At 66.0% G+C, this 23,736-nt stretch carries 23 protein-coding genes and 1 pseudogene; 11 read left to right on the forward strand and 13 right to left on the reverse strand.

Going from position 1 to position 23,736, the window contains the following annotated elements; genetic code table 11:
- Window positions 1-284: 284 nt before the first annotated feature.
- A complete protein-coding gene (locus ACGFY9_RS37065) occupies window positions 285-839 on the reverse strand; it encodes an ATP-binding protein (RefSeq protein ID WP_393761671.1) in 555 nt (184 codons plus the stop codon).
- 207 nt (window positions 840-1,046) lie between these two features.
- Between ACGFY9_RS37065 and ACGFY9_RS37070 the strand changes: the two genes are divergently transcribed.
- Complete coding sequence (locus ACGFY9_RS37070) at window positions 1,047-2,423, forward strand: sporulation protein (RefSeq protein ID WP_393761673.1); 1,377 nt, start codon at window positions 1,047-1,049, stop codon at window positions 2,421-2,423.
- Window positions 2,424-2,426: 3 nt separating this feature from the next.
- Here the strand turns inward: ACGFY9_RS37070 and ACGFY9_RS37075 are convergent, their stop codons facing one another.
- The 8 genes and pseudogenes from ACGFY9_RS37075 to ilvA form a co-directional block, all read right to left on the reverse strand.
- On the reverse strand, window positions 2,427-3,341 hold the full coding sequence (locus ACGFY9_RS37075) for a phosphotransferase enzyme family protein (RefSeq protein WP_393761675.1): 915 nt from the start codon (window positions 3,339-3,341) through the stop codon (window positions 2,427-2,429).
- A 216-nt stretch (window positions 3,342-3,557) separates the two neighbouring features.
- Entirely contained in the window at window positions 3,558-5,168 is a 1,611-nt protein-coding gene (locus ACGFY9_RS37080) for an NACHT domain-containing protein (RefSeq protein ID WP_393761930.1), read from the reverse strand.
- 249 nt (window positions 5,169-5,417) lie between these two features.
- A pseudogene (locus ACGFY9_RS37085) lies at window positions 5,418-6,797 on the reverse strand (NACHT domain-containing protein); the annotation flags it as partial.
- Between the two features lie 5 nt (window positions 6,798-6,802).
- Window positions 6,803-7,138 (reverse strand): trypco2 family protein, encoded by a 336-nt coding sequence (locus ACGFY9_RS37090; RefSeq protein WP_393761677.1) that lies wholly within the window; start codon window positions 7,136-7,138, stop codon window positions 6,803-6,805.
- Window positions 7,139-7,523: 385 nt separating this feature from the next.
- Window positions 7,524-8,303 (reverse strand): ABC transporter permease, encoded by a 780-nt coding sequence (locus ACGFY9_RS37095; RefSeq protein WP_393761908.1) that lies wholly within the window; start codon window positions 8,301-8,303, stop codon window positions 7,524-7,526.
- Between the two features lie 23 nt (window positions 8,304-8,326).
- Window positions 8,327-8,530, reverse strand: a complete 204-nt coding sequence (locus ACGFY9_RS37100) for an integral membrane transport protein (RefSeq protein WP_393761679.1) — start codon at window positions 8,528-8,530, stop codon at window positions 8,327-8,329.
- Window positions 8,527-9,558 (reverse strand): ATP-binding cassette domain-containing protein, encoded by a 1,032-nt coding sequence (locus tag ACGFY9_RS37105; RefSeq protein ID WP_393761681.1) that lies wholly within the window; start codon window positions 9,556-9,558, stop codon window positions 8,527-8,529. The genes ACGFY9_RS37100 and ACGFY9_RS37105 overlap by 4 nt, the downstream gene beginning before the upstream one ends.
- Before the next feature lie 198 nt (window positions 9,559-9,756).
- Complete coding sequence (gene ilvA / locus ACGFY9_RS37110) at window positions 9,757-10,986, reverse strand: threonine ammonia-lyase (protein ID WP_393761683.1); 1,230 nt, start codon at window positions 10,984-10,986, stop codon at window positions 9,757-9,759.
- A gap of 162 nt (window positions 10,987-11,148) precedes the next feature.
- Between ilvA and ACGFY9_RS37115 the strand changes: the two genes are divergently transcribed.
- The 3 genes from ACGFY9_RS37115 to ACGFY9_RS37125 all read left to right on the forward strand — a co-directional run bounded on the left by ACGFY9_RS37115 (window position 11,149) and on the right by ACGFY9_RS37125 (window position 12,569).
- A complete protein-coding gene (locus ACGFY9_RS37115) occupies window positions 11,149-11,646 on the forward strand; it encodes a MarR family winged helix-turn-helix transcriptional regulator (RefSeq protein ID WP_393761910.1) in 498 nt (165 codons plus the stop codon).
- A 137-nt stretch (window positions 11,647-11,783) separates the two neighbouring features.
- Complete coding sequence (locus ACGFY9_RS37120) at window positions 11,784-12,287, forward strand: sigma factor-like helix-turn-helix DNA-binding protein (protein ID WP_393761685.1); 504 nt, start codon at window positions 11,784-11,786, stop codon at window positions 12,285-12,287.
- Window positions 12,288-12,320: 33 nt separating this feature from the next.
- The gene (locus ACGFY9_RS37125; RefSeq protein ID WP_393761687.1) at window positions 12,321-12,569 is read left to right on the forward strand and encodes a hypothetical protein; all 249 of its coding nucleotides are present in this window, start codon (window positions 12,321-12,323) and stop codon (window positions 12,567-12,569) included.
- A 14-nt stretch (window positions 12,570-12,583) separates the two neighbouring features.
- Here ACGFY9_RS37125 and ACGFY9_RS37130 read toward each other — a convergent pair whose 3' ends face one another.
- Window positions 12,584-13,738: a cystathionine gamma-synthase gene (locus tag ACGFY9_RS37130; protein ID WP_393761689.1), complete on the reverse strand. Its 1,155-nt coding sequence runs from the start codon at window positions 13,736-13,738 to the stop codon at window positions 12,584-12,586.
- Window positions 13,739-13,880: 142 nt separating this feature from the next.
- Here ACGFY9_RS37130 and ACGFY9_RS37135 point away from each other — a divergent pair, with 142 nt between their 5' ends.
- Both ACGFY9_RS37135 and msrA read left to right on the forward strand, forming a co-directional pair.
- Complete coding sequence (locus ACGFY9_RS37135; protein ID WP_393761691.1) at window positions 13,881-14,999, forward strand: hypothetical protein; 1,119 nt, start codon at window positions 13,881-13,883, stop codon at window positions 14,997-14,999.
- A 135-nt stretch (window positions 15,000-15,134) separates the two neighbouring features.
- On the forward strand, window positions 15,135-15,815 hold the full coding sequence (msrA, locus tag ACGFY9_RS37140; RefSeq protein ID WP_393761693.1) for a peptide-methionine (S)-S-oxide reductase MsrA: 681 nt from the start codon (window positions 15,135-15,137) through the stop codon (window positions 15,813-15,815).
- 49 nt (window positions 15,816-15,864) lie between these two features.
- Here msrA and ACGFY9_RS37145 read toward each other — a convergent pair whose 3' ends face one another.
- The gene (locus tag ACGFY9_RS37145) at window positions 15,865-18,327 is read right to left on the reverse strand and encodes a PA14 domain-containing protein (protein WP_393761695.1); all 2,463 of its coding nucleotides are present in this window, start codon (window positions 18,325-18,327) and stop codon (window positions 15,865-15,867) included.
- 394 nt (window positions 18,328-18,721) lie between these two features.
- On the opposite strand from ACGFY9_RS37145, the gene ACGFY9_RS37150 reads away from it, so the two are divergent.
- Window positions 18,722-19,171: a DUF4304 domain-containing protein gene (locus ACGFY9_RS37150; RefSeq protein WP_393761697.1), complete on the forward strand. Its 450-nt coding sequence runs from the start codon at window positions 18,722-18,724 to the stop codon at window positions 19,169-19,171.
- A gap of 251 nt (window positions 19,172-19,422) precedes the next feature.
- On the forward strand, window positions 19,423-19,716 hold the full coding sequence (locus ACGFY9_RS37155) for a DUF4291 family protein (RefSeq protein WP_393761912.1): 294 nt from the start codon (window positions 19,423-19,425) through the stop codon (window positions 19,714-19,716).
- Here ACGFY9_RS37155 and ACGFY9_RS37160 read toward each other — a convergent pair.
- Window positions 19,628-20,293: an NADPH-dependent F420 reductase gene (locus tag ACGFY9_RS37160; protein WP_393761699.1), complete on the reverse strand. Its 666-nt coding sequence runs from the start codon at window positions 20,291-20,293 to the stop codon at window positions 19,628-19,630. The genes ACGFY9_RS37155 and ACGFY9_RS37160 overlap by 89 nt on opposite strands.
- 99 nt (window positions 20,294-20,392) lie before the next feature.
- On the opposite strand from ACGFY9_RS37160, the gene ACGFY9_RS37165 reads away from it, so the two are divergent.
- Window positions 20,393-20,770 (forward strand): winged helix-turn-helix transcriptional regulator, encoded by a 378-nt coding sequence (locus ACGFY9_RS37165; protein WP_393761700.1) that lies wholly within the window; start codon window positions 20,393-20,395, stop codon window positions 20,768-20,770.
- A gap of 191 nt (window positions 20,771-20,961) precedes the next feature.
- Here ACGFY9_RS37165 and ACGFY9_RS37170 read toward each other — a convergent pair whose 3' ends face one another.
- On the reverse strand, window positions 20,962-21,585 hold the full coding sequence (locus tag ACGFY9_RS37170; RefSeq protein ID WP_393761702.1) for a hypothetical protein: 624 nt from the start codon (window positions 21,583-21,585) through the stop codon (window positions 20,962-20,964).
- A 492-nt stretch (window positions 21,586-22,077) separates the two neighbouring features.
- Here ACGFY9_RS37170 and ACGFY9_RS37175 point away from each other — a divergent pair, with 492 nt between their 5' ends.
- Together ACGFY9_RS37175 and ACGFY9_RS37180 are read left to right on the forward strand one after the other, a co-directional pair.
- Complete coding sequence (locus ACGFY9_RS37175) at window positions 22,078-22,530, forward strand: DUF4291 domain-containing protein (protein WP_393761704.1); 453 nt, start codon at window positions 22,078-22,080, stop codon at window positions 22,528-22,530.
- A 75-nt stretch (window positions 22,531-22,605) separates the two neighbouring features.
- On the forward strand, window positions 22,606-23,727 hold the full coding sequence (locus ACGFY9_RS37180) for a threonine/serine dehydratase (RefSeq protein ID WP_393761706.1): 1,122 nt from the start codon (window positions 22,606-22,608) through the stop codon (window positions 23,725-23,727).
- The last annotated feature ends 9 nt before the right edge of the window (window positions 23,728-23,736 follow it).

Consider the following 23,736-nt stretch of genomic DNA (forward strand, 5'->3'; position numbering starts at 1 on the left):
TGATTTCAGGGCCAGAAGCGACGCAGCGCAGCGGCCCCAGTACCATCAGGCACCGGGGACCGCTGCGTCCCCTGCCGGGCCACCCTTCGCTTTCCACGGCTGACGGGGTGGCCCGGTTTCGGTCTTAAGTTGTGAAGCGCGGCCCCTCAATCGGGAGGGGAGCTCCCGGGGGTGCCGAGGAGCCGCGCTCCGTGGCCGGAGGGGTCAGACTCCGGCCGGGGTCCGGGCCGCTGCCCACTCCCGATCGCGAGGGAGTGAATCAAGAGGCGGTGACCCGGCATCTTTCAGGCCGAGTTCTCAGCCCACAGCCGGTCGAGGTCCAGGCGGCACCACACGGTCTTGCCGCCTCTGTCTTGCGGGGACCACCACACCGCGTCGGCCAGGCGCTGAACGATCAGCAGCCCGCGCCCCCGGTCCGGCAACAGCGCTTCGGAGAAGTCGCCAGCGAGATCCGGCGAGACGAACTCACCCGCCGCAAGCTCAGGGGGAGTCGAGTCCTCATCCGCGACACCGATCACGAGCACCTCGGGCCACGTCATCAGCGACACGTCGATTCGCCGGGCGGCCCCAGGAATCGCCCTGGAGTCATCCGGCACCGCGTGATGTACGACATTGCCGACCAGCTCCGCCACGATGAGCTGAGAGTCCTCGACGGCGTGCCCCAACTCCCAGGTCCGGAGGTAGGAGGCCACCATGTCGCGGGCCGCTTTGCTGCAATCCGGCGATTCGGCGAAGAGCGTCAACGCTCGGAAATGCCCGGTGGTCGGGTCATACGGCGAGCGACGTGGAGCACCTGTCGTCGAGGCGTTCGCCGAGTCTTTGCTGTGCTGCACGTCCACCGCGTTCCCTCCCGAGCGCTGAAGGGCCCTTTGGCCCTCCGATCTGTGCCGACCAGTGAACGACGCGGACCGCGCCGCCGGGAGCGTCCACCAGGGGGTTCACGTGAACACCGGCAAACGCAAAGGGGGTTCGCCAATGAACCCCCCAGGGCGTTACTCCTGTGACACGATGAATACTCGCCGTCATTCTCGGGTTGGCAGGGGAGCATGAACCGAGAACCAAACGCGCAGTTGATCGCGGTCATGGACGAAGCGAAGGTCTCGAACAAGGGCCTTGCCAAACGCATGACAGACGAGGGCGCCCACCGCGGCATGACCCTGGGAACGACGCACGTCGCCGTGAAGCGCTGGCGAGAAGGCGCAGGCATCAGGCCGCAGACAGCGGCACTCATGGCAGACGTTCTCTCGAACAAGCTCCGCCGCCGCATCACCCCAGGCGATCTCGGCTTCTTCGACCACACCAAGTCAACGGCCCCCGAGCCCGTCGGCTACCCGAGCACGGTTCCCGACGTCCTGTCCATGCTCGACGGACTCACCCACGAGCATGCCGACGCCCCTGCTTCGGACTCACTGGCAGTCGCGGACGCCGACCTCAGCTCCGCCGTCCTGTCGTGGATGATCGCGCGCCCCGACGGCATCCAGGCCGACAGATCCGATCACCGACGTGTCGGCATGCGCGACGTCCGCGCGATCAGAGAAGCCGCCGGCCTGTTCATGCAGCTCGACTTCAAGTACGGCGGAGGTCACGGCCACAAGGCACTGCGCCACTACTTCCGCGAAGACGTGTTGCCGCTGTTGAACGCCGGCTACAGCGAGAAGGTCGGCACCTCGTTATTCGGAGCAGCCGCCGAGATCTCCCAGTTGCTCGCGTGGACCGCGTACGACGTCGGCAACCACCGCCTGGCCCACCGCTACCTGACCTCAACACTGCGCCTGTCCCAGGCCATCGACGACCGCATGTTCGGCGCCCGCATCCTCGGCAACCTCAGCCACCAGGCCAACTACCTCGGCAACCACACCCAAGCCATCCAGCTTGCCCGCGCCGCAGTCGAGAGCGCCAAAGGCCGGGCGACACCCCGCGTCATGGCCTTGAGTTCGGCGATGGAGGCCCGCGCCCTGTCCAACGCGGGCCACCCCAGTGCAGCGGGTCGCGCCATGAACGAGGCCGAGCGCTACTTCGAGCGTGCCGACACCGCCGAAGATCCCGCCTGGATCAGCTACTTCGACCCCGCAGAACTGATGGGCGAACTCTGCCACTGCTTCCGCGATCTCAAAATGCGCCGAGACGCCGTCGCCCAGGCCCAGCGAGCGGTGGACAGCACCGACCCCAAGTACGCCCGAACCCTGGGCTTCTGCCGCATGGTGCTCGCCCAAAGCCAGTTACTCAACGGCGAGTTGGAAGCCGCCGTCACCACCGCGAGCCTCGCAGTCGACGGCGGCGACTCCCTCCAGTCCAACCGCTTCCAGCGCTACGTCACCGACTTCCAGAACGAAGTCAGTGTGCACGCGACGAACCCCACCGTGGCCGCCTTCAACGAGAAGGTCCACGACGCGCTCAACCGCCTGGACGAGGACGACGAGTAGCCCCTACCAGGGCCGCCAATCCCGAGGCCCATCGTCATCACGCAGACCAGCGATACGCCGGCGGTACTCTGCCGCCGTCTCCTCGTCCTCCTGCACGTTCTGCATGAGCCAGGTCGTCATGCCGAACTCTTGGATGCCCCGCAGCGTCCTGTACCCGTCCCAGTCGTACAGGTCCCGCCCGTACGCGCCCACGAAGTCGGCGTACTGCTCGTCGGTCTGCCACCCAAGGCTGTAGTGCTCCACCGACGTGACCATGAGATCCCACTCAGGATGGTCGTAGCAAAAGGCCTCGAAGTCGATCAGGATGACGCGCCCCTGATCGTCGACCATGAGGTTCTGCACATGCGCGTCACCGTGCACCGGCCCCTTGGGCGTCTCGAACTTCAACTCGGCGTACTTGTCCTGAAGTTCCCGCCACCGCTTCCGCAAGAAGGCCTTGTCATCGTCCGGGATCACCGCCCGGTCAAGCCGCAACGCTTGCTTGTCAAAAGGGTCGAACGACGGGAGTGCAAGGCTCTCCGGCACGGTCAGCGAGTGCAGATCCCGCAGGACCCCGCCCAACTCGCCATACGTCGCCTTGCGGTCGCCCTCAAGGATCAAATGCCAGAAGGTCACGGGGTGGCCATCAATCAAGAACGGCTGCTCCAGATCCTCGATGATCCGAGCTGACGGGAACCCCTCCCCCGCCAGCCACCGCGACACGACCACCTCGGTACGAGCCGTAGACAGCCACTCTTCCCCCCGAGCCACGCGCACGATCACCGGCACGGAAGACAGCCGAAACAGCGCGTTCTCCCCGAGGCGGATCAGCTCAGCGCCTGTGTCATCGAGCCCCGCAGCCCGGCACGCAGCAGCCATCACCCGCGTAGCCCTTGCCGACGTGAACCCCTCTTCCGATCGAGCAGCGTCAACCGCCATGCCCGTACCAGCTCCCCTAGTCGCGCGCGATCAACCAGCGCACGCCTACGGGTGACCAACCCAACGTGCGCCAGACACGAGACCGACCGTATCTGGGAAAGCTCTACGAAACGAGGGGCGGGCAGGTGAGCCACTCCGCATGAGGTGTGAGCGCTGCACTCTCACAGCGCAGTAACCACGCAAAGAGAAAGTTGAACCGTCGCTCGCCCATGAGGGTTAGAGATGGAACGGGACGTTATTAAACTGAATATGCGTGAACACCGAGGCTGCATTAGATCGCTCGGTCACAGTGAGCATGCCATCCAGTCGCTGCAGGTTGGGGAAAATAGATAGAATCTTACTGAATTCTTCAGCACCCAACTCCCGTCTAACCATTCGACTTGTGGGCGTAAATCTCAACCATCCTACCTTTAGCCAAGACTTACCGTACTCCAGCAAGCCAAGAATCATATCTCTATCCACACCCAGTGCGTTCAGATTTGGCAACCGCTGAGCCTCGGCCCAATCTGCTGGCGCAAGCTCCTCGGTGTCAGAAATCCAGAGTTCTTCGATGCTGACAAGTTCACTCAACCCTCGCAGTCCAGTATTAGCGAGAGCTTTCTTCGAGAAAGAAACACGCCGCAGCGACGCCTCACGCGGCAGTACAGAAAGATCATCACCCGGAAGCGTTTGCATGATAGCCAGTTGCTTGATGTGACGCATCGACTTCAAGCCGCAAAAATTCTCCAAGAGGCCATCCATTTTATTAATGCTCAGTTCTTCAAATTTAATTTCATTTATCGACGCGAGGTCGGTAATCGATGGACAGTCATAAAGAAATAGCGCCTTCAATTCGACACACTCGGCGAGGAAGGCCAGATCGACAATGGATGTGTTTGAATGAGTCCCAAATCGGCGAAGAATATCGCGATTCAAGACGTGCGCCAGAAGCCCCTCTCCATAATTACCATTTACAATTACTTCTGGGCGTCCGCCGATCTCGTGAAGAAATCGCAGCTGCTCCTCGCTCCTTGCCCAAAAAAGTGTATCCTCGGGCAAGTGGGCGATAATCTCCTGGCCATACTCTCGCGTATCAAATATGCTCCACGATCTCGTCAACTGATCGAGAGTTTCCAGATGGCCACAGTCTCGAAAGCGAGCAAGGGCCGGAATCGCCGCGTCAGTTCCAATCAGCGTAATAGTATCCACGACGGCTTTAGCCTGGTCTGGGGCGAGCCCCTCTGGCCCTGGGAGCAAGTCGAGCACCATCGGACCTGCACTCGCCAGATCTTCAGCTTCTTGGTAATCGCCCGGCGGGATTAGCTCGCTAGCCCGCTTCTCGATTTCTAGTCGAATCTCGGGGTCCAATTCTGTAGCCTGGTCCAGACAAGCCATGGCTAGTAGGTAGAGACGAGTTTTGTGGCGCTTTACTCGGTCTCCACGCTTAATCAATTTGTTGAGCAGACGAGTTCTTTCTGCCGGGTACGCATGAGCAACTGCCATCCGAATGACATCTTCCCACTGATCATGATGAGCGTTTCTCACCATCAGATCGAAATCCCGCTCCTCCACAGCAGCTTTAGCCCCCAGGTAATCCTGAAAGGTGCGATGAATAAAATCCATTACACCGTCCGTAGGTTCACGCAGAACGCCGCTCCGCAGGAGCAGATGCCTATAAACCTGCTCTGCGTCCCCGATTTTCGCCAAGGCAGGCATGGCAGGGAGGGACGTCACAATGATGCTAATAGCATCAGAGCGATCCATTTCCACCTGGCCGTTACGAATCAACCAATAGGCCAGCTTCTGAAGAAGTTGGATCTGAGTCTCTTCTGGGATTTGGACATCCAAGTCCCGTTCGCGATCACGTCGCGCTAGAAGCATAGACAGAGCCGCGTCGTACAATTGCTTTCTACCTGGCGGGAGATACCCTCTACGGTCACGATGAAGAGCGCAAATTAGCCCGCACATGAGGGGATTCGTCGCGAGGCGTCCCAGATCTTGTTTAGACCTCAGAGCCAAGATGAGACTCTCTCGATAATCTGTTAGACGCGACATCTCATCGGTGTCTCGGCACGTCATACAAGCGGCACCGTGCCACCTACGGACGAAAGTAGCGACATCCTTGTGCCCCATTGGCAATAGGGTGAGCTCGAAAAATTCCTCTGACGCTAGCCAATCGTCGGACACTGCTGAAGGGCGCGATGTAACTAGCCATGAATTTCCAGGGAAAGCGATAATTAGCTCACGCAGCCAATTCCTTACTCTTTCACGATCCAGTTCTGAGATCTCGTCAAGACCATCAACCAAGACCAGTCCTCGCTGAGACAGCAGGATATTTTCAGTCCACCCTTGCGGTTGCAGACGAGATAGCGGGCTTCTAGTGGAGATTAGAAACTCGTCAGGCAGAGGCAATGAGGAATGTCGAATCAAGGTCCGAAGAGGGAGAACGAACGGAACTCGATCATAGAGATGCTGGAGATCTCTATTTATCTCCCGCTTAGCGGTGGACACCGCAAGCCATTGGACGAGTGTGGTCTTTCCAGAACCCGCTACACCTCTCAAGAGCACTCGGTCGTGACCTTCAAGGGCTTTGTCGGTAGGCAGCATGGGCTGCAACGTTGCGGCTAGCCCTTCCCTTTCTTTAATTGCGTCTCGCTTTGCCGCTCTATAGCCTGTCGCTTCAAGACTCAGGTACGCAGCATCGAGAGGCCATTCAGCTTGAGAACGGTCATTCAAGTCGATACCAAAAATGGTCAGAGTGCCAAACTTGGTCGAAATATAATCCCTATAACGCTCTTCAAATACGCGATCGGGGGATAGGTCGTTGGGGACAGTTAGATACTCCGCATCTCCACTTTCCTCTAGAACTCTTCTAAAGAGGGGGTCGTTGTAGAATTCAGATACGGGAGTCGCCTCGATACGGCCATGCTGCCAATTGGCCGGGTCATGCCCCACGACACCTATGATCACGTCGCTATAGAATAGCGCCGCCCCCGAGAAACCCGACCAGGGTGAACTTTTATCTCCCTGTTTCGCAGGGGGCGTATGGGAGCTGTCTAGGACATAACGCCTACTCAATAGGTTAGAGCCGGGCTTTAGGGTTCCTACCAGCTGTTCGGTATCTAGGTGCCCATCGTTGTCGCGTTGCATCTGAGGAAACCCGATAGCCTGGCAATTCGGAAGCGGGGTTAAGGAATCGATCGAGCCAAGGCGTACGCTAGGAAACGAACTAGTGCCACTGTGAAGAGGCCCGTGAGCTACTAGGAGGGCAACATCACATCGATCGTCGAATCGAACCCATGCGACGTCGCAAGAAACCTTCCCAGTTCCCGGTACTGCGACTTGAACAGTGGTTTCATCAGCGACCACGTGAGCAGCGGTAATAATCAGGCGAGGAGTCAAGAGGTACCCGCTGCCCTGCCTTCCTCCAGCGAATACTGCGCTTATGCGCTCCCGTACTGGGCCACGGTACGACACGGCGTTCAGTTGCCACTCTCAAACCGACTAGCATCACCCTCGGTTTCGTTGGATATGTCCCAGCCACCATTGGTGGCAGCATTTTTGGGCTTTAGGGTAAATGAGACCTTCTGAATTCGCATATCGGTGAATGCCCCTTCAGCGGACGCGTTGACAACCCAGGCCTTAACACCTCCTTTTCCTCTGACTTCACGCCGCAGCTCGACGGTAAACTCCATCTGAATATCACCGAGTTCGAACCGCAACGGGGAACCGGTACCACGACTAGATGCTTCCAGGAGGCCGTCGCGAATTGCCCCTACGGCGTCAGCTAGCTCGATGTCATCGGCAGGTGAGGTCACAGTCCAAGCGTATGGGGCGTTGGCCACCTGGTGTATCACTTCGCGAGAATCAGATGTGTCCCTTCTGGGCCTGCCTTGAGAGGCACATGCGGGACCTGAACGTGACTCGGCACGGGCCGACCTTCGGCTGACTAGACCAACAAGATCGATACAACGCCGCTACGCGGCGTTCGCCAAGGTATTGCAGGCCACGCCCACGGATGGCCAGGCGGACCAATCGGACACGGCCCTCGACCGTTCCCAAGAAGCCACGAGCCGCAGAGACAATTGAGAGCCCCCGTCTCTTGGGGGCTCTCAATGTGATGCGTTACCCCTGATCAGATGCCCATTCAAGCCACTCGCAACCTAGCCAACTGCGGCGAGCAGGATCCGGCAAGGCGGAGCATCAACTGGCCGTCCGCCGGTACTTGCGAACCGCGAGCGTACGGAAGATGACGATGATCAGGACCGAGTAGATCAGCGACGCCCACACCGGATGCTGCATCGGCCAGGCATCGGACGGGGACAGACCGGGGTCGCCGAAAAGCTTGCGACACGCCTGCACAGTCGCGCTAAACGGGTTCCACTCCGCGATGTGCCGCAGCCAGGGCGTCATCTTGCTGGAGTCCACGAAGGCGTTCGAGATGAACGTCACCGGGAAGAGCCAGATCAGGCCGCCGGAGGTGGCCGCCTCCGGGGTGCGGACCGACAGGCCGATCAACGCCCCGATCCATGTGAAGGCGTATCCCAGAAGAAGCAGTAGGCCGAAGCCGCCCAAGATCTTCCCGAAGTTGGTCGGGTCCACGGAGCCAGGGCGCCAACCCACGATCAACGCGACGATCGCGAGGACCAGGAGCGTCAAGGCCGTCTGCGCGAGATCCGCAACGGTTCGTCCGGTCAGCACCGCGCCCCGCGCCATGGGCAGCGAGCGGAAGCGGTCGATGAGGCCCTTGTGCATGTCGTCGGCTATGCCGGCCCCGGAGCTGGCGGTGGCGAACGTGACTGTCTGCGCGAAGATGCCGGCCATCAGGAAGTTCTTGTAGACGTCCAGGTTGGTGCTGTTGCCGATCTGCATCGAGCCGCCGAACACGTAGGTGAACAGCACCACGAACATGATGGGCTGGATCAGCCCAAACAAGATCATTTCAGGAATTCTGGTCATCCGAATCAAGTTCCTGCGGGCCATGACCAGGGAGTCGTTCACAGCGCTCACTTGACCTGCTCCTTCAAGGCGTTGGGCCGCCGGTCTCGGTTGCGCGGCGAGGTGCAATCTGACCGATACGAGCGAACAGGATTCGGAATCCGGCTCATGCGGATCAGATTGCGCTTGGCGACGACCAGTGAGTCGTGCACGGACTGGCCCAGCGCGCTGCTCGGCGCGGCGACCGGCGCGGCATCGGTGACGGCACTCACTTCGCGGCCTCCTTCTTCTGCTTGCGGTCCTTGGGGTTCTCGTTCGCTTCTGTGCCGTTCTCCTCGGCCTTCTCCTCGGCCAGGTGGCCCGTCAGGGACAGGAACACGTCGTCGAGGGTGGGGCGGCGGAGGCCGATGTCGTCTATCTCGATGCCCTCGGTGTCCAACTCGCGGATGATTTCAGCGAGTAGCTTGGCTCCGCCGGAGACGGGCGTGGTGACCTTGCGGGTGTGCTCCTCGACAGTGGTGTCGCCCTTGCCGAAGCCGCGCAGACTGTATTTGTCCAAGAGGGCGGAGGCGATCTGGATGTGGTCGCGCTCGTGCACGACGACCTCGACGCGCTCGCCGCCGGTGCGGGCCTTGAGCTGATCGGAAGTGCCGCGGGCGATGACGCGGCCGTGGTCGACCACCGCGATGTCGTGCGCGAGGTGGTCGGCCTCCTCCAGATACTGGGTGGTCAGCAGGAGCGTCGTACCGCCGGAGACGAGCTGTTTGATGACCTCCCACAGCATCTGGCGGTTGCGCGGGTCGAGGCCGGTGGTCGGCTCGTCCATGAACATCACGGGCGGGGAGACGACGAGCGCCGCCGCAAGGTCGAGTCGGCGCCGCATGCCTCCGGAGTAGGTCTTGGCCGTACGGTCGGCGGCGTCCGCGAGGTTGAACTGGTCGAGCAGCTGGTCGGCCCGGGCCTTCGCCGCCTTGGCCTTCATCTGGTAGAGCTGGCCGACCATCTGCAGGTTCTCCCGGCCGGTCAGGTACTCGTCGACCGCGGCGAACTGGCCGGAGAGGCCGATGGAGCGCCGTACCTCGTTGGGCTGCTTCAGCACGTCGAGGCCGGCGACGACCAGCTTGCCGCTGTCGGGGCGCAGGAGGGTGGTCAGACAGCGGACGGCGGTCGTCTTGCCCGCGCCGTTGGGCCCGAGCAGGCCCAGCACGGTGCCCTCGGGGACATCGAGGTCGACGCCGTCCAGAGCTTTCACATCGCCGAAGGTTTTCACCAGGCCTTCGGCATAGATGGCGCCTGGCATATGAGTCTCCACGTCGTCGGGGATTCTTGGGAAAGCCTAGGTATGTGTCTTTTGTTCTGCCCATGGGAACGGCATGCTGCTGCCCGCGGGCCGACACGAGACACACCATAACGCGATGTATCGCGTCTCTCAACAGATTTTCTCGAACGAGTGACGGAACGGGTGGCGAAGGGCTCTGACCTCGGTCGACGACCGATCTCAGTCGATGACGGTGTACCCCGCGTCGCGCAGGGCGTGGCCGACCTCGGCGCAGTGCACCGGCCCCTTCGTCTCCAGATGCAGCTCGACCTCCGCCTCCGTGAGCCCGAGCCGCGGATCGGTCCGGACGTGACTCACATCGAGGACGTTAGCGTCGACCACTGACAACACCCCGAGAAGCGTCGCGAGGGCCCCTGGCCGGTCCGTCAGCCGCAGCCGTACGGCCAGGTAGCGGCCCTGCGCGGACATGCCGTGGCGCAGGATGCGCTGCAGCAGCAGCGGGTCGACGTTCCCGCCGGACAGCAGCGCGACGACCGGTCCCTCGAAGCCCCGCGGATCGCTCAGCAGCGCCGCGACCGGGCTGGCACCGGCCGGTTCGACGACCAGCTTGGCCCGCTCCAGGCACAGCAGCAGCGCGGCGGACAGCTCGTCCTCGCTGACCGTGCGGACCTCGTCCACCAGCTCGGCGACGATCCCGAACGGCACCTCGCCGGGGCAGCCGACCTTGATGCCGTCGGCCATCGTCGCCGGGTTCCTGATCGCCACCGGGCGCCCCGCAGCCAGCGAGGGCGGGAACGCGGCCGCGCCCGCCGCCTGAACGCCCACGATCCGTACGTCGGGCCGGAGCGCCTTCACGGCGACCGCGACACCGGCCGCGAGCCCGCCGCCGCCGATGCCGACGACGATCGTGCGCACCTCGGGGCACTGGTCCAGGATCTCCAGGCCGACCGTGCCCTGGCCCGCGATGATGTCGGGGTGGTCGAAGGGGTGGATGAACACCGCGCCCGTCTCATGGGCGTACTCCTGGGCGGCGGCCAGTGTCTCGTCGACCACGTGGCCGTGCAGGCGCACCTCGGCGCCGTACTCCTTGGTGGCGCTGATCTTCGGCAGGGGCGCGCCCTTGGGCATGAACACCGTGGAGCGCACGCCCAGGAGTGCGGAGGCGAGGGCGACGCCCTGGGCGTGGTTGCCGGCGCTCGCGGCGACGACACCGGCGGCGCGCTCCTCGGGGAGCAGTCCGGCGATACGGACGTAGGCGCCGCGGAGTTTGAAGGAGCCGGTCCGCTGGAGGTTCTCGCACTTGAAGTGCACCGGCGAGCCGACGAGCTGGGTCAGGTGCCTGCTGCCCTCCATCGCGGTCACCCGTGCCACGCCCGTGAGCATCTTCTGGGCGCCGCGCACATCGTCGAGAGTGACGGGTCGCAAGGAGTCAGCCGTGCTGTAGCTCATGACTCAAGCATCGCAGTTCACAGGCGCTAGGCACGGCTGTGACCAACCTCCGAGACTGGTTTGCGCAGCGTCGGTACGGCCTGCCTTCCGGCCGCGTACCCTGTCCCCCAACCCAGCACCCCTTCATGAAGCGAGCCCCCGGCCATGCCCACAACACCTGAAATGTCGATGGACATGACGACCGTCGGTGAACCCGGTCTCCTCGACACGCTGCAGCACGAGGTGGCGGTGTTCGCGCGCCGTGCCGAACAGACCCGGCTCGGCGGAGTCGGACAGGTGCGCAACTCCATGGACCGCGCCGCGTATCTGCTGCTCAACCGCCTGGACAAGGAAGGTCCGATGGGCGTCAAGGCGCTCGCCGCGAGCATGGGGATCGACTCCTCCACGGTCACCCGGCAGGTGGCGCCGCTCGTCGACACCGGGCTCGTCAAGCGCACCTCGCACCCCGAGGACGGCCGCGCGGTGGTGCTGCAGCTGTCCCCGCGCGGGCAGTCGAGGCTGGAGGAAGTGCGGTCGTCCCGGCGTCAGTTGATGGAGGAGCTGACACACGACTGGGCGCCGGAGGAGCGCGAGGAGTTCTGCGCGCTCCTCACACGCTTCAACAGCGCCCTCTCCGCGCGGATGGCGGTCCCGGGCACCGAGACGACATCGGCTTCCTGAAGGGCGCGGGTTCCTGAAGAGCGCGGCCGGGGCACACGCGCGTGATGCCCGACTCCCGCCTTTCGTACCGAACTCTTGACCTCGCGTCGGCCCTGGCCTCATATGAGACCGGGTCCTTCAGGGGGTGAGGCTGCGCGGTGCGAGAACGGCAGGCGTCCCAAGGCGCCCGCCGGGCCCGGGAGTTCGAGGCGTTCGTCGCGGGCGCGGCAGGGCGGCTGCTGCATGCCGCCACGCTGCTGACCGCGGAGGCCCCGGACGACAACCCGCGCGCGCGGCGCCTGTTGACGCTGTCCCTGGCACACACGTACGCGTGCTGGGACCGGCTGCGCGGTGAGGACCCGTACGACCGCGCACGCCAGTACCTCGCCACCCGCTTCGCCCGCGCGGCCTGGCACCAGTACGGCGGTCTCGGCCGGTCCCGCCCCCATCCCGACAGCCCGCTGGGCGCGCTCGTGCCCCAGGAGCGGCTGATCCTCGTCCTCAGGCTGTACGAGGGGGTCGCCGAGGAACAGGCCGCCGCACTGCTCGGGCTGCCCACGGAACGGGTCCGGACGATCTGCGAGCGGGCGACGGCGACGCTGCTGCACCCGCCGCGCGGTCCGGCACCGAAGGTGGGCGGGGCCAAGGTGGTGCCGTCATGACGCCCAAGAGGTCGTGGAGCGGGGGTACGCGGCGTGAACAGGCCTGAGCGGGAGGCGGCCGTACGGCGGATCATGGAGCGGACTCCGCCGCAGGTGCCGCCGGAGCTGTACGCGGACATCGTGCGGCGCGGCGGCCGGATGCTGCGCCGCCGCAGGGCCGCCCGGCGGCTGATGTGGGCGCTGCTGTGGACGGCGGTCGTGGCGTTCACCGTATGGGCGCTGATGGTCCATCCCTGGGTGGAGCCGCCGTCGGAGACGACTCCACCGCTCACGGGTTGGTGAGACCGGCTGCCCTTCTAGCCCAGGGCCTGTTGCAGGTCCTCCAGGAGGTCCTGCACGTTCTCGATGCCCACGGAGAGGCGTACGAGGTCGCCGGGGACCTCCAGGGCCGAGCCGGCCACGGACGCGTGCGTCATGCGCCCCGGGTGCTCGATCAGCGACTCGACGCCGCCCAGGGACTCGCCGAGCGTGAACACCTTGGCGCGGTTGCAGACCTCGACGGCCGCCCCCTCGCCGCCCTCGACCTGGAAGGAGACCATGCCGCCGAAGGCCCGCATCTGCTTGGCGGCGACCTCGTGACCGGGGTGCTCCGGGAGACCCGGGTAGAGAACGCGCGTCACGCGTGCGTGCCGGGTGAGCATGTCGGCGATCTTGGTGGCGTTCTCGCTGTGCCGGTCCATGCGCACCGACAGCGTCTTGGCGCCGCGCAGCACCAGCCAGGAGTCGAAGGGCCCGGCGACCGCGCCCATCGCGTTCTGGTGGTACGCCAGCTCCTCGCCGAGCGCCTCGTCGGCCGCGATCAGCGCGCCGCCGACCACGTCCGAGTGACCGCCCATGTACTTCGTCAGGGAGTGCACGACGACGTCCGCGCCGAGGGCCAGCGGCTGCTGGAGGTACGGCGTCGCGAAGGTGTTGTCGACGACGAGCTTCGCGCCCGCGTCCCGCGCGATCTGCGCGACGACCGCGATGTCGGTGATGCCGAGCAGCGGGTTCGAGGGGGTCTCCACCCAGACGACCTTCGTCTTGGGGGTGCTGGCCGCCCGTACCGCCGCCGGGTCGCTGGTGTCGGCGACCGACCACTCGACGCCCCACCGGGAGACGACCTTCGCGAAGAGACGGAACGTGCCGCCGTACGCGTCGTTCGGGATGACGACGTGGTCGCCGGGGCTGAGCAGCGTACGCAACAGGCAGTCCTCGGCCGCCAGTCCGGACGCGAACGCGAGGCCGCGGCGGCCGCCCTCCAGGGCGGCGAGGTTCTCTTCCAGGGCGGTCCTGGTGGGGTTGGCGCTACGGCTGTACTCGTAGCCGCCGCGCAGACCGCCGACGCCGTCCTGCTTGTAGGTCGAGACCTGGTAGATCGGCGGGACGACCGCGCCGGTCAGGGGATCGGCGGTGTTGCCCGCGTGGATCGCGAGGGTCTCGAAGTGCTGACTGATGTGCCTGTCGCTCATGAGCCCCGAGCGTAGTGCGCCTGCGGGGTGGACGACGATCCGGAGGTTTTCCACAGGGCGGCAGTGGCTGGGCGACGGAGGTTTTCCACAGGGCCGCGGACCGGGTTGGCCAATTGTCGGACGCGTCTGGTTCGCTTGTGGCATGGAGATTCTCTGGGTCCTGATGGCGCTGGTCATGCTGGGCTTCGTGCTGGTCCCGTTCCTGCGGCGCAGGCGCGGGGCGATCGAGCAGGTCTCGCCGGGCCACCCGGACGCCGCGGACCCGGCGACCTACGGCTTCGTGCGCGAGGAGGAGCTGGACATCCGCATGCCCGGCCCCGACCAGGACCTGTTGGACGTCCTCGATCTGGTGCAGCGCACGCAGGACTACCGCGCGGCGATGCAGCTGCTGGCCGGCACCGACATCACGGGTGAGCTGCGCTGGCAGCGTGTGCAGGCCTTCGCGGGTGCCGCGTCGCTGGAGCTGCAGCAGCGGCCCGGCGGGGTCAGCGAGACGCCGGGCGGGCAGTGGCTGCGGGTGTGGCGGCTCGAACACCCGAAGGACGCGGGCGGCGCGGCCGTGCACGCGGAGTTCCTGGTGCAGCAGGCGTGGCGTACGTCGACGCGGGGGACGGACGAGTTCCGGATCATCATGGAGGAGGCGCGGGACGCCTGCGGGCAGGCGGCGCTCCTCTCCCCCGGTGACCCGGTGCCGTACATCGTCGAGCTGTCGGTGGCCCGCGGACTGACGTATCCGCAGCCGGAGTTCGAGCAGCTGTGGCTGAAGATCCTGGACCGCGCGCCGGCGCACATGGGAGCGCATCTGGCGGCGCTGCACTACTGGTGCGAGAAGTGGCACGGGTCGCGCGAGCTGGCGAACTCGTTCGCGGAGACGGCCGCCGCGCGTGCCCCGCAGGGTTCCCTGCTCGCCGCGATGCCGCTCTTCGCGGTCTTCGAGCACCTGCCCGAGGTGAACCTAGTCAGCAGCTTCTACCAGAGCGAGGTCGTGGAGAAGGCGATCCACGGCGCGCTCTTCGCCGTCCACGCGGCCCGCCCCGACGACCCGATGCTGGCGCACGTCCGCCATCTCCTGGTCTTCTTCCTGGTCCGCGCGGAGCGCTGGTCCGAGGCGATGAACCAGCTCATACACATCGACGGCCACGTCGGGGCCCTTCCCTGGACCCTGTCCCCGGACCCGGCGGCGGAGTTCGCGGTCTATCGGGCGCTGGCGGTGGCCGGGTACGAGGCGAACGGCGGGAGTCCGGCGAGCCTGCCGCACTGAGCGCCGGGTGCCGAGCACTGGGTGCCGGGGCGGTCGTACACGAAGCGGGTCGCACTCGACAGGGCGGCGGAATTCTCGGCGGGGGCCGCCCGTTCAGCAGGTGCGGACCCTCGTTGTGGCCCGATTGGAGATCGTATGTTCCTGCACAGCCGCACGCCCCAACTGCCCACCCCCGCACAGGCTTTGCAGGGCCGGCCGGAACCGGTGTTCACGGTCCCCGATCGCCACACCGTGCTCGGCGGCCCGTTGCTCGGCCCGTACCCGGAGCACTTGCAGATCGCCGACTTCGGATTGGGCTGCTTCTGGGGTGCGGAGCGCACGTTCTGGCGGCTTCCGGTGGGCGTGTGGACGACGTTGGTCGGTTACCAGGGCGGGTACACGGAGAACCCCACGTACGAGGAGGTCTGTTCGGGCCTGACCGCTCACACGGAGGTGGTCCGTGTGGTTCACGACCCGAAGCTGATCTCGTACGAGAGGCTGCTGAAGACGTTCTGGGAGTCGCACAACCCGACCCAGGGTTTCCGCCAGGGCAACGACGTGGGCACGCAGTACCGTTCGGCGATCTACACCCACACCCCCGGGCAGGCAGCCGCGGCGGAAGCGTCCCGCACGGCCTACCAGCAGGTCCTCACGCGGTCGCGCTACGGCACGATCAGCACGGAGATACTCCCGGCGGAGGGCCGGGTGTTCTACCCGGCCGAGGGGTACCACCAGCAGTACCTCGACAAGAATCCGGCGGGCTACTGCGGGATCGGCGGGACCGGAGTGTCCTGCCCGGTCGGGATCGGGCAGGCTCCGGACTCCGCGGAGAAGTAGCCGGCGGCGGGAACGGGCGGCGCTCAGCGGTGGGAGCGGCCCCAGGGCCTCACAGCGAGAAGCCGTAGGCTCCGGCGCCGTACGTCACGGCGGCGGTTGTGCCGTCGGCGAGGACTCCGGTGATCCGGAAGTACGTCGTGTCGCCGTGGACCCGCGGCACGTAGGCCTTGTAGAGGGGGCCCTTGGAGCTCGCGACCGCGCTGACCCGTTCGTAGGTGTGGGTGGACGGGTTCCACTTGTCCAGGTGGTATTCGGTGATGGTGCCGCAGAGGGTCTCCTCGTCGCAGGTCCACTGCACGTAACCGAGCTCGCCCACGGTCTCGGGGTTGGTGATGGTGAGCGGGCCGGTGTGCGCGCCGCGGGCGTCGTCGGGCCTGTTGTCGGGTTCGGTGACGGTGACGGTGGTGGCGTCGGCCCAGGCGATGTGGTTGTCCCAGCGGTCGAGCGCCGCGACCATGAAGGTCACCGTCTCGCCGTCCGGGGGTCCCGCGCACAGCAGCTCGTTCGGTACGTCCCTGTCCGGGAACGTCGACCCGGCGTCGCTGCACCCGGTGGCGTCGTAGTGGATGCTGCCGTCGGGCCGCTGGACGACGCGGGCGGCGACGTAGCTCAGGCCGCTCTCGGCGGGGGTGTCCCAGCTCAGCACGATGCCGTCCGCGCGCGGGGTCGCGGTCAGGCCGGTGAGCGCGGGCGGGGGAACGCTGTCGGGGGTCACGGTGACCGGCTCCGACATCGGGGACACGTTGCCGGCGGCGTCGGTGACCACGGCGGCGTAGGTGTAGGTGGTGCCGTCGAACGCCGGCAGTGCGTCCGTGAAGGTGTCGATCGACGGTGAGGCCGCCGTCACCGTGGCGAGGAGTTCGGGGTCGTCGCCGAGGGTGTCGCCGGTGGTGCGGTAGAGCTTGAGGGTGCCGCCGTTGCGCAGCTCGTTCGGGGTGCGTTCGCTGGGCAGGTACCAGCTGATGTTGAGGGAGCTGGCCGTCCCCGGCTTGTGGGACACGGCGAGGACGGGTGCCGCCGGAATGACGGTGTCGGGCGGGGTGACCGCCAGGACGGGAGTCCGCTCGGACACGTTCCCCGCGCGGTCGATGGCCTGAAGGGCGTAGTGGCGGGGCCTGCCGTCGGATGTCACGTCGGGGTCGGTCCACGTGGTCTTGTTGGTCGGCCCCATGGAGATCCAGCCGTCCTCCCCGATCTGCCGGTACACCTGATACGGATAGGCGGCGAGATCCATCTCCTTGTTGGGCGCCCAGGTGACGGTGGCCGAGCCGGCGGCCTCGTCGTACGCCACCTTCGTCCCGGACGGCGCGAGCGGGGCGACGTTGTCCGGGCCCGAAGCGCCGGGCGTGTAGGCGAACTTGACGGCCGCGGAGCCGGTCCAGTTGACGTAGTCGACGCGGAGGACGTGGGTTCCGCTTGGGACGGTGAGGGCGACGGTCTTGGAGACGGTGGTGGTGCCGTTCTTCCACAGGTCGATCTTGCGTACGCCGTCGAGGTAGACGCGGATGCCGTCCTGGCCGGAGGCGGTGAACGTGAAGGGGCCGCCGGAGCCGAAGTCGCGGGTGATCTGCCAGCGGACGCCGAAGTCGTCCTTGCCGACGCCGGACACGCCGGGCGCGTTGGTGCCCCAGTTCTCGCTGATCGCGGTGTCGGTGTCGGTGCGCTTCGGGGTGCCGGTGAGGGTGGTGTTGGCGAAGTACTGGCGCAGGAAGGTCGGATTGCCGGTGACCGAGACGTCGGCCGTTCCCTCGGAGGTGTTGCCCGACCTGTCGACCGCGCGGACCTCGTAGAGGTGGGTGGTCGTACCCGCGGTGGTGTCGGTGAAGGTCGTGCCGGTGACCGTGGCGAGGGGGCTGCCGAAGGAGGTCTGGTCGGGGGTGCGGCGGTAGACGCGGTAACCGGCCACGTCCATCTCCTTGTTGGCCGACCAGCGCAGGAGGTTCCGCTTGGCGCCGGCGTCGCGCGCTGTCGACAGCCCGGTCGGCGTGAGCGGGGCGACCCGGTCCACGGTGGCTCCGGTGCGCGGGGTGTACCCGAACTTGACGGCGGCGGCACCGGTCCAGTTGACGTAGTCGATGCGCAGGGTGTGCGTGCCCTGGGGGATGGTCAGGTTGACGGTCTTGGAGACGGTGCTGGCGCCGTTCTTCCACAGGTCGATCTCACGCGTGCCGTCGAGGTACACGCGGATGCCGTCCTGCCCGGACGCGGCGAACGCGAAGGGCCCGCCGGAGCCGAAGTCACGGGTCACGGTCCAGCGGACGCCGAAGTTGTCCTTGCCGACGCCGGAGACACCGGGCGAGTTGGTGCCCCAGTTCTCGCTGATCGCCGTGTCACAGTCCGTGCGCTTCGCCGCACCCGAGAAACCGGTGTTCGCGAAGACCTGCCGGGTGTAGGTGTTCGTCGTGCACGCCGACGCCGACGCCGACGAGGTGGCCACCGCGGCGAGACCGCCCGTCAGCACAGTCACCACCGCGGTCGCGGCGGCCAGACGGGATCTTCCGACACTGCTCACTGAGTCCCCTTTTGGACACGTGGCTGCCCCGCAGGCAGTCCTACCGGGATAGGGGATTCATGAGAGCTGCCTGTGGTTGTACGGCAAAACGGTTTCCTGTCGCATTCGACAGCAGGGCATCGGGAGCCTGCTCCCATTTGTGCCACTTCGCCTCAACTGCGGCGAGCGGAACGCCTGTTCACGAGATCAACGCCCTCGTCGGCTACGGCGACCAGAACTCCTCGGCCCGGCTGTCGCCACAGGAACACCCATATCCTGTCGGAGAAGAACTTATTGCCCACCTACGGGGATGACGGTTTGCTTCACTCACCAGCCGGCTGCGACCGATGGGTCATACGACAGCACAGCCTCACCGCCACCGAAGTGTCCTGCCCCACCGTCATGGTGCCGTCCGATGGCTGACGGCTCCCCGCCCACCGCGCAGCAGGCGTTCACCGCACTGATGCGCGCACGGATCGCTCCCGGGCTGCGCGCGCTCGGCTTCAAGGGTTCGGGGCAGACGTACGAACTCCCCCATCTCGAGACCTGGGCACTCATCGGCTTCCAGAAGGCCGCGCACAACACGGCGGGGCAGGTCGAGTTCACCCTCAACATCACCGTGGCCGACAAACTCGGCTGGGCCCAGGCCCGCAGACGCCAGCCGCACCTCCCCGCCCGCCCCAGCCCGAACACCGTCTACGGCCCCGCCGCCTGGCACAGCCGCATAGGCCGGCTCCTCCCCGCGAACCGCGACACCTGGTGGACCATCTCGGCCACGACCGACCCGGAGCCGGTGGCCCGCGGGGTCATCAGCGCGGTGACGGAGTATGCGCTCCCGGCGATTCGGGAGCGGCGGCTGCCGTGAAGTACCGGGCTGGGCTGCCGAGTTGCTGAGCTGACAGGCGAAGCGGTGCTGCGGCCGGTCGGTCTCCGCCGTAGCGAACTGCAGTCGCAGAGGTACGGCGGTCACAGACGAACGGCCGTCGCAGGTGAACGACGGTCGCAGGTGAATGGCCGTCGCAGGTGAACGGCCGTCGCAGGTGAACGGCCGTCGCAGGTGAACGGCCGTCGAAAACCGGTGGCTTCGTGAACCGCCCCGCCCCCACCCTGTACGCCGTGGAAGAACCGCAGCGCGGAATCCGTGCGGTCCACTCGGAGTCCACGATCACCGTCTACCAGGCGTATCCCCCGGAGATCGGGGTGCCCGCCGCCCGCGAGGGCCGCTTCCCGGCTGCGTGGAAGCGGGAGCGGATGACGTGGGTCATCAAGCCGCGTTGGCAGACCTTTCCATGGCAGGTCACCGGGTATGTGAGAGATACGCCTAGCCCTGTGGGCCGACGCGCCTATCGTTCGAGGGGACGTGAGGGACGGCGGAACCGGGATCGAAGCCTGCGAAGGCCAAGCCGATGACGAATCCCGCCACCTCCTCCAGTTGGCGGACGCGGTCCAGCCTCCCCAAAGCCGCCGGGACTCCGCCGACGTCACGGACCAGTTCGCCGACGACGTGCAGTGCCGTCGCATCGTCGGCGCACATTGCCACCGTCACACGGGACTGGCCGCCACCGGGCGGGCTCGTCCACTGGTCGGCGGGAAAGAGATGGAACGCCTTCACGACCCGGGCTCCCGGAGCAAGTCCGGCGATCCGCCCCGCCATCGACTCGCCGTGCTTGGTGAGCAGAGTGCCGACGCCATGCGTGACGGCGTTCGTGGGATCGATCAACGGCATCCCTTCGAGCACGCCGTCGGACGCGCCCACCATTCCCAGCATCTCCTCGACGCCATCCCAGGACACGGCTAGGAGCACCGCATCGCGCCCGGTGACCACCTCACGCGGTGCGACAGCGAGCACTGTGTGGTCCAGCCGCTCAGCAAGCTTCTCCGCCTTGGCCTGCGTCCGTCCGCTGATCGCCACCTCATGTCCCGCACGTGCCCAGCCCGTGCCCAGGGCCGCCGCCAGTGTCCCTGTTCCCAGGATCCCGATGCGCATCGTCTGTGCCTCTCCCATAGTGGTCGGTCGAGTGGTCACAGTAGGGAAGGCGTTACGCACCGATCAGTGCGTGCCTGACGCGCGATGATGGACGGCGAGATGACTGACCACGAGGCCCACTGCTACGAGTTGGTCGCCGATTGTCGTTTGCGCGCGGCCACCGATCTCTTCGCCCATACCTGGGATCCCGTTGTACTGGCGGCGCTTCGCTTGGGACCGCACCGGCGTCGCGAGCTGCGTGCCGTGATCGGCGGCGTCAGCGACAAGGTCCTGACCGACTCCTTGCACCGTCTGCTCGCGGGCGGACTGATCGAGCGCCACGCACATGCCGAGGCGCCACCACGCGTCGACTACGCCCTGACCGAGTTGGGACAGAGCCTGGTCGAGGGCCCGATGACGGCGCTTGGACGCTGGGCGATCGAGCACGGTGACGAACTTCTTGAAGCGCAGGAGAGCGATTCGACAGGAGGTTTGTGAACGCGCCTTGACATGGGTCATCAAGCCTCGTTGACAGACCACATCCATGCTGCCGGTGGTGCGACGGGAGGGCTCGCGGGTTACTGGCCGACCCGCTGAGCGGACCAGTTGGGCACCTGAAGGACAGCGGGTGGCTCGCGAGCGGGGTCCGACAGCGTTCTCCTGCGTTGTGAGGGACAGGCTCCAGGCAGTCAGTCGAAGGCGACGACCAGGCGAACACCCTCGTCGCCGAAACGGCCTGCCAGGGCCTTCATCACAGCGAAGACGTGCGGCCAGTGAGTCTCAGGCCCCAAGACCGCGCCGACCGTCAACGGCTCGTAAGTGCAGGTCAGTTCGTCGGCGATCCACTCCACGCGATCCGTCGCGTCGCGCAGGTCGAATGGTGGTTCACCCACCACGGACAGGACCTCAAGCAGTCGCGAGTCGGAAACCGGATGCTCATGCAGGATCGATGGCATCGCCTTCGTGCGCCACGTCAGCCGACCGTTGAATTCACGCGGGGATGCCGTGAGATCGATCGAGGCCAGCTCCGCCCAGCTGACCCAACTCGCACTGTGCAGGCCGTCTGATGCGATCCAAGGACCCAACTGCGAGCGGATCCCGCTCGACAGATCGGCGGGAAGACCCCGGTGCGGTGCAAGTGGCTGGAAGCCCACCTCGTTGCGCACTCCGAAGAGACAGCCGAAGGCCGCGTAGTCGGTTTCGTCGTACAGCGGCCAGAGATCCATGGCGGCCACCCAGGGCTCGCCGTCGTAGTAGTCGGTACCGACGCCGGGATGGCGAAACTCGATGCCGCCATGGATATCTGTACTCACGGCGCCGCACCCTAACAGCGCTCGCCCGGACGGACGCGAACAGCGCCGGTCAGTAGCGGAGGCGGGCCATGCCCCCATCGATGCGCAGGATGCAGTCTCTGAAGCAACCCAGGGGCGCTCCCCCGTCCGAGGGGTGCAGGGTCAGTCCCCGATCCATCAGGGGGCGGATTGCCTCCGCATGCCGACTCCCGTCCGGGTCAGGGCCCTGTACTGCCGCCCACGCCTCGAACAGCGCGCTGACACCCTCCCAGCCCGGTCCGGGCACGAAATGGCACAAGAACGTCGGCTGATCGATCCCGTACTCGCGGAGCTCACCGACCGGAACGTCCCCGTACATGAGCCACCACACCTTGGTCACCCTGCGCCCCTCCCGGTGTTCGGCTCCAAAACACGCTACCGCCGTTCACTTGCACCCGAACTGTGAGAACCAGCCCCTCCATGTAGGGCAGGGCGGTTACGCCGGTTCAAAAAGGACTATGAGCGCGGCTTGACATGATCAAGCCGTCGTTCCTGTGGATGATGTACCGCTGCGGCTGGGGTGCGAAGGCAGGCCAGGAGACTGTCCTGGCTGTCGAGATCAGCCGGGACGGCTTCGAGTGGGCGCTGCGACACGCGTGCCTGTCGAGTTACGTCAGTGGGGTGCACCCCGACCGAGCCGCCTGGCAGCGTCAGTTGAAGCGTGCGCCCGCTCGTGTGCAGTGGGACCCCGAGCGGGATCTGCGCCTGCGGCCGCTGTCCTACCGTGCCCTGCAGCTCGGGCTGTCCGGTGAGGCCGTGCGCCGCTACGCGGACGAGTGGACGGTCGCCATCCGGGACGTGACGCCGCTCGCCCATGAGATCCATGCCCTCGTCAGCGGTGGTGACGTGGACTCCGCGGCCCGGCTGCTGCCCCGGGAACGCCCGTACCCGCTTGAGGACGAGTTTCTTGCACACCTGCAGGGATGACCGATGGGCGTGGGCGACGACCATGCTTCTGACGGAACAACCGTGACCGCACCGGTGCCGCTACGCTCCCCTGTCGTGCAGCAGACGCGTCTCGACATCGATCGGATCCGGGCCGCTCGTCGGGTGATCGACCCGGTGTTTCTCGGCACTCCGCTGTATCGCTGTGAGGCGTTGGAGCCCGGTCTCGGGTGTGCGGTGAGTATCAAGCTCGAAACGGCGAACCCGGTCCGCAGTTTCAAGGGGCGCGGCACCGAGGTGGTCGCGAGTCTGCTCGCCGAGCGTGGTCCGCGGGCCGTGGTGTGCGCCAGTGCGGGCAACCTCGGCCAGGCCCTCGCGTGGTCCGGTCGTGGCCGGGGGCTCGACGTGACCGTCGTAGCGTCCCGTTTCGCGACGGCGGCCAAGCTGGATCGCATCCGCGCGTTGGGCGCCGGGCTGGAACTGGTGGACGGCGACCACGAGTTGGCGCGCGAGCGGGCGGCGGAGATCGCGCGGTACGACGGCATCCGGCTGGTCGAGGACAGCCTGGACATCGAGACCTGCGAGGGCGCGGCGACCATCGGCCTGGAACTTCTGGGACTGAGAGAACAAACAGAACGACAGGCGGAACTGGCCGAACTGGCCGAACTGGCCGAACTGGCCGACAACGCACCGCCGTTCAATACCGCGCCGCCGTTCGACACCGCGCCGCCATTCAACACCGCACCGCCGTTCGACACCGCGCCCCCGTTCGACGCCGTCCTGATCGCTCTCGGCGGTGGGGCGCTGGCCACCGGCGTGGGGCATGTGCTGAAGGCCTTGGCGCCCGGTGTCGAGGTGATCTGTGTCCAGCCGTTGGGCGCGCCGGCGATGACACGCTCGTGGCGTGCGCGGCGCGTCGTCACCACCGACGCGACCGACACCATCGCCGACGGCGTCGCCGGCCGGCGCCCCATCCCGGCCGTCCTGGACGATCTCCTCCTGGTCGCCGACGACGCCGTCCTGGTCCAGGAGGCGTCGATCATCGCCGGTATGCGCATGCTCCTCGACCACGCCGGCCTCGTCGTCGAGCCGTCGGCCGCGCTCGGTATCGCGGCGATCCTGGAAGACCGTGACCGTTTCGCCGGCCGCCATGTGGTCACCATCGTGTGCGGCGGCAACGTCGATGGTGACGCCTATCGCCGTTGGGTCGGCGCGGCTCCCGTCCCGCACAAGGCCTGACCACCATGA

It is taken from the genome of Streptomyces sp. NPDC048504 (assembly GCF_043200035.1).
Taxonomy (GTDB): domain Bacteria; phylum Actinomycetota; class Actinomycetes; order Streptomycetales; family Streptomycetaceae; genus Streptomyces.

Excerpts from the sequence above, each read along its gene's own strand:
- ACGFY9_RS37070 (WP_393761673.1), top strand. The coding sequence starts at position 1,047 with ATGAACCGAGAACCAAACGCGCAGTTGATCGCGGTCATGGACGAAGCG.
- ACGFY9_RS37075 (WP_393761675.1), bottom strand. The coding sequence starts at position 3,341 with ATGGCGGTTGACGCTGCTCGATCGGAAGAGGGGTTCACGTCGGCAAGG.
- ACGFY9_RS37095 (WP_393761908.1), bottom strand. The coding sequence starts at position 8,303 with ATGGCCCGCAGGAACTTGATTCGGATGACCAGAATTCCTGAAATGATC.
- ACGFY9_RS37105 (WP_393761681.1), bottom strand. The coding sequence starts at position 9,558 with ATGCCAGGCGCCATCTATGCCGAAGGCCTGGTGAAAACCTTCGGCGAT.
- ilvA (WP_393761683.1), bottom strand. The coding sequence starts at position 10,986 with ATGAGCTACAGCACGGCTGACTCCTTGCGACCCGTCACTCTCGACGAT.
- ACGFY9_RS37115 (WP_393761910.1), top strand. The coding sequence starts at position 11,149 with ATGTCGATGGACATGACGACCGTCGGTGAACCCGGTCTCCTCGACACG.
- ACGFY9_RS37130 (WP_393761689.1), bottom strand. The coding sequence starts at position 13,738 with ATGAGCGACAGGCACATCAGTCAGCACTTCGAGACCCTCGCGATCCAC.
- ACGFY9_RS37135 (WP_393761691.1), top strand. The coding sequence starts at position 13,881 with ATGGAGATTCTCTGGGTCCTGATGGCGCTGGTCATGCTGGGCTTCGTG.
- msrA (WP_393761693.1), top strand. The coding sequence starts at position 15,135 with ATGTTCCTGCACAGCCGCACGCCCCAACTGCCCACCCCCGCACAGGCT.
- ACGFY9_RS37150 (WP_393761697.1), top strand. The coding sequence starts at position 18,722 with ATGGCTGACGGCTCCCCGCCCACCGCGCAGCAGGCGTTCACCGCACTG.
- ACGFY9_RS37160 (WP_393761699.1), bottom strand. The coding sequence starts at position 20,293 with ATGCGCATCGGGATCCTGGGAACAGGGACACTGGCGGCGGCCCTGGGC.
- ACGFY9_RS37165 (WP_393761700.1), top strand. The coding sequence starts at position 20,393 with ATGACTGACCACGAGGCCCACTGCTACGAGTTGGTCGCCGATTGTCGT.
- ACGFY9_RS37175 (WP_393761704.1), top strand. The coding sequence starts at position 22,078 with ATGATCAAGCCGTCGTTCCTGTGGATGATGTACCGCTGCGGCTGGGGT.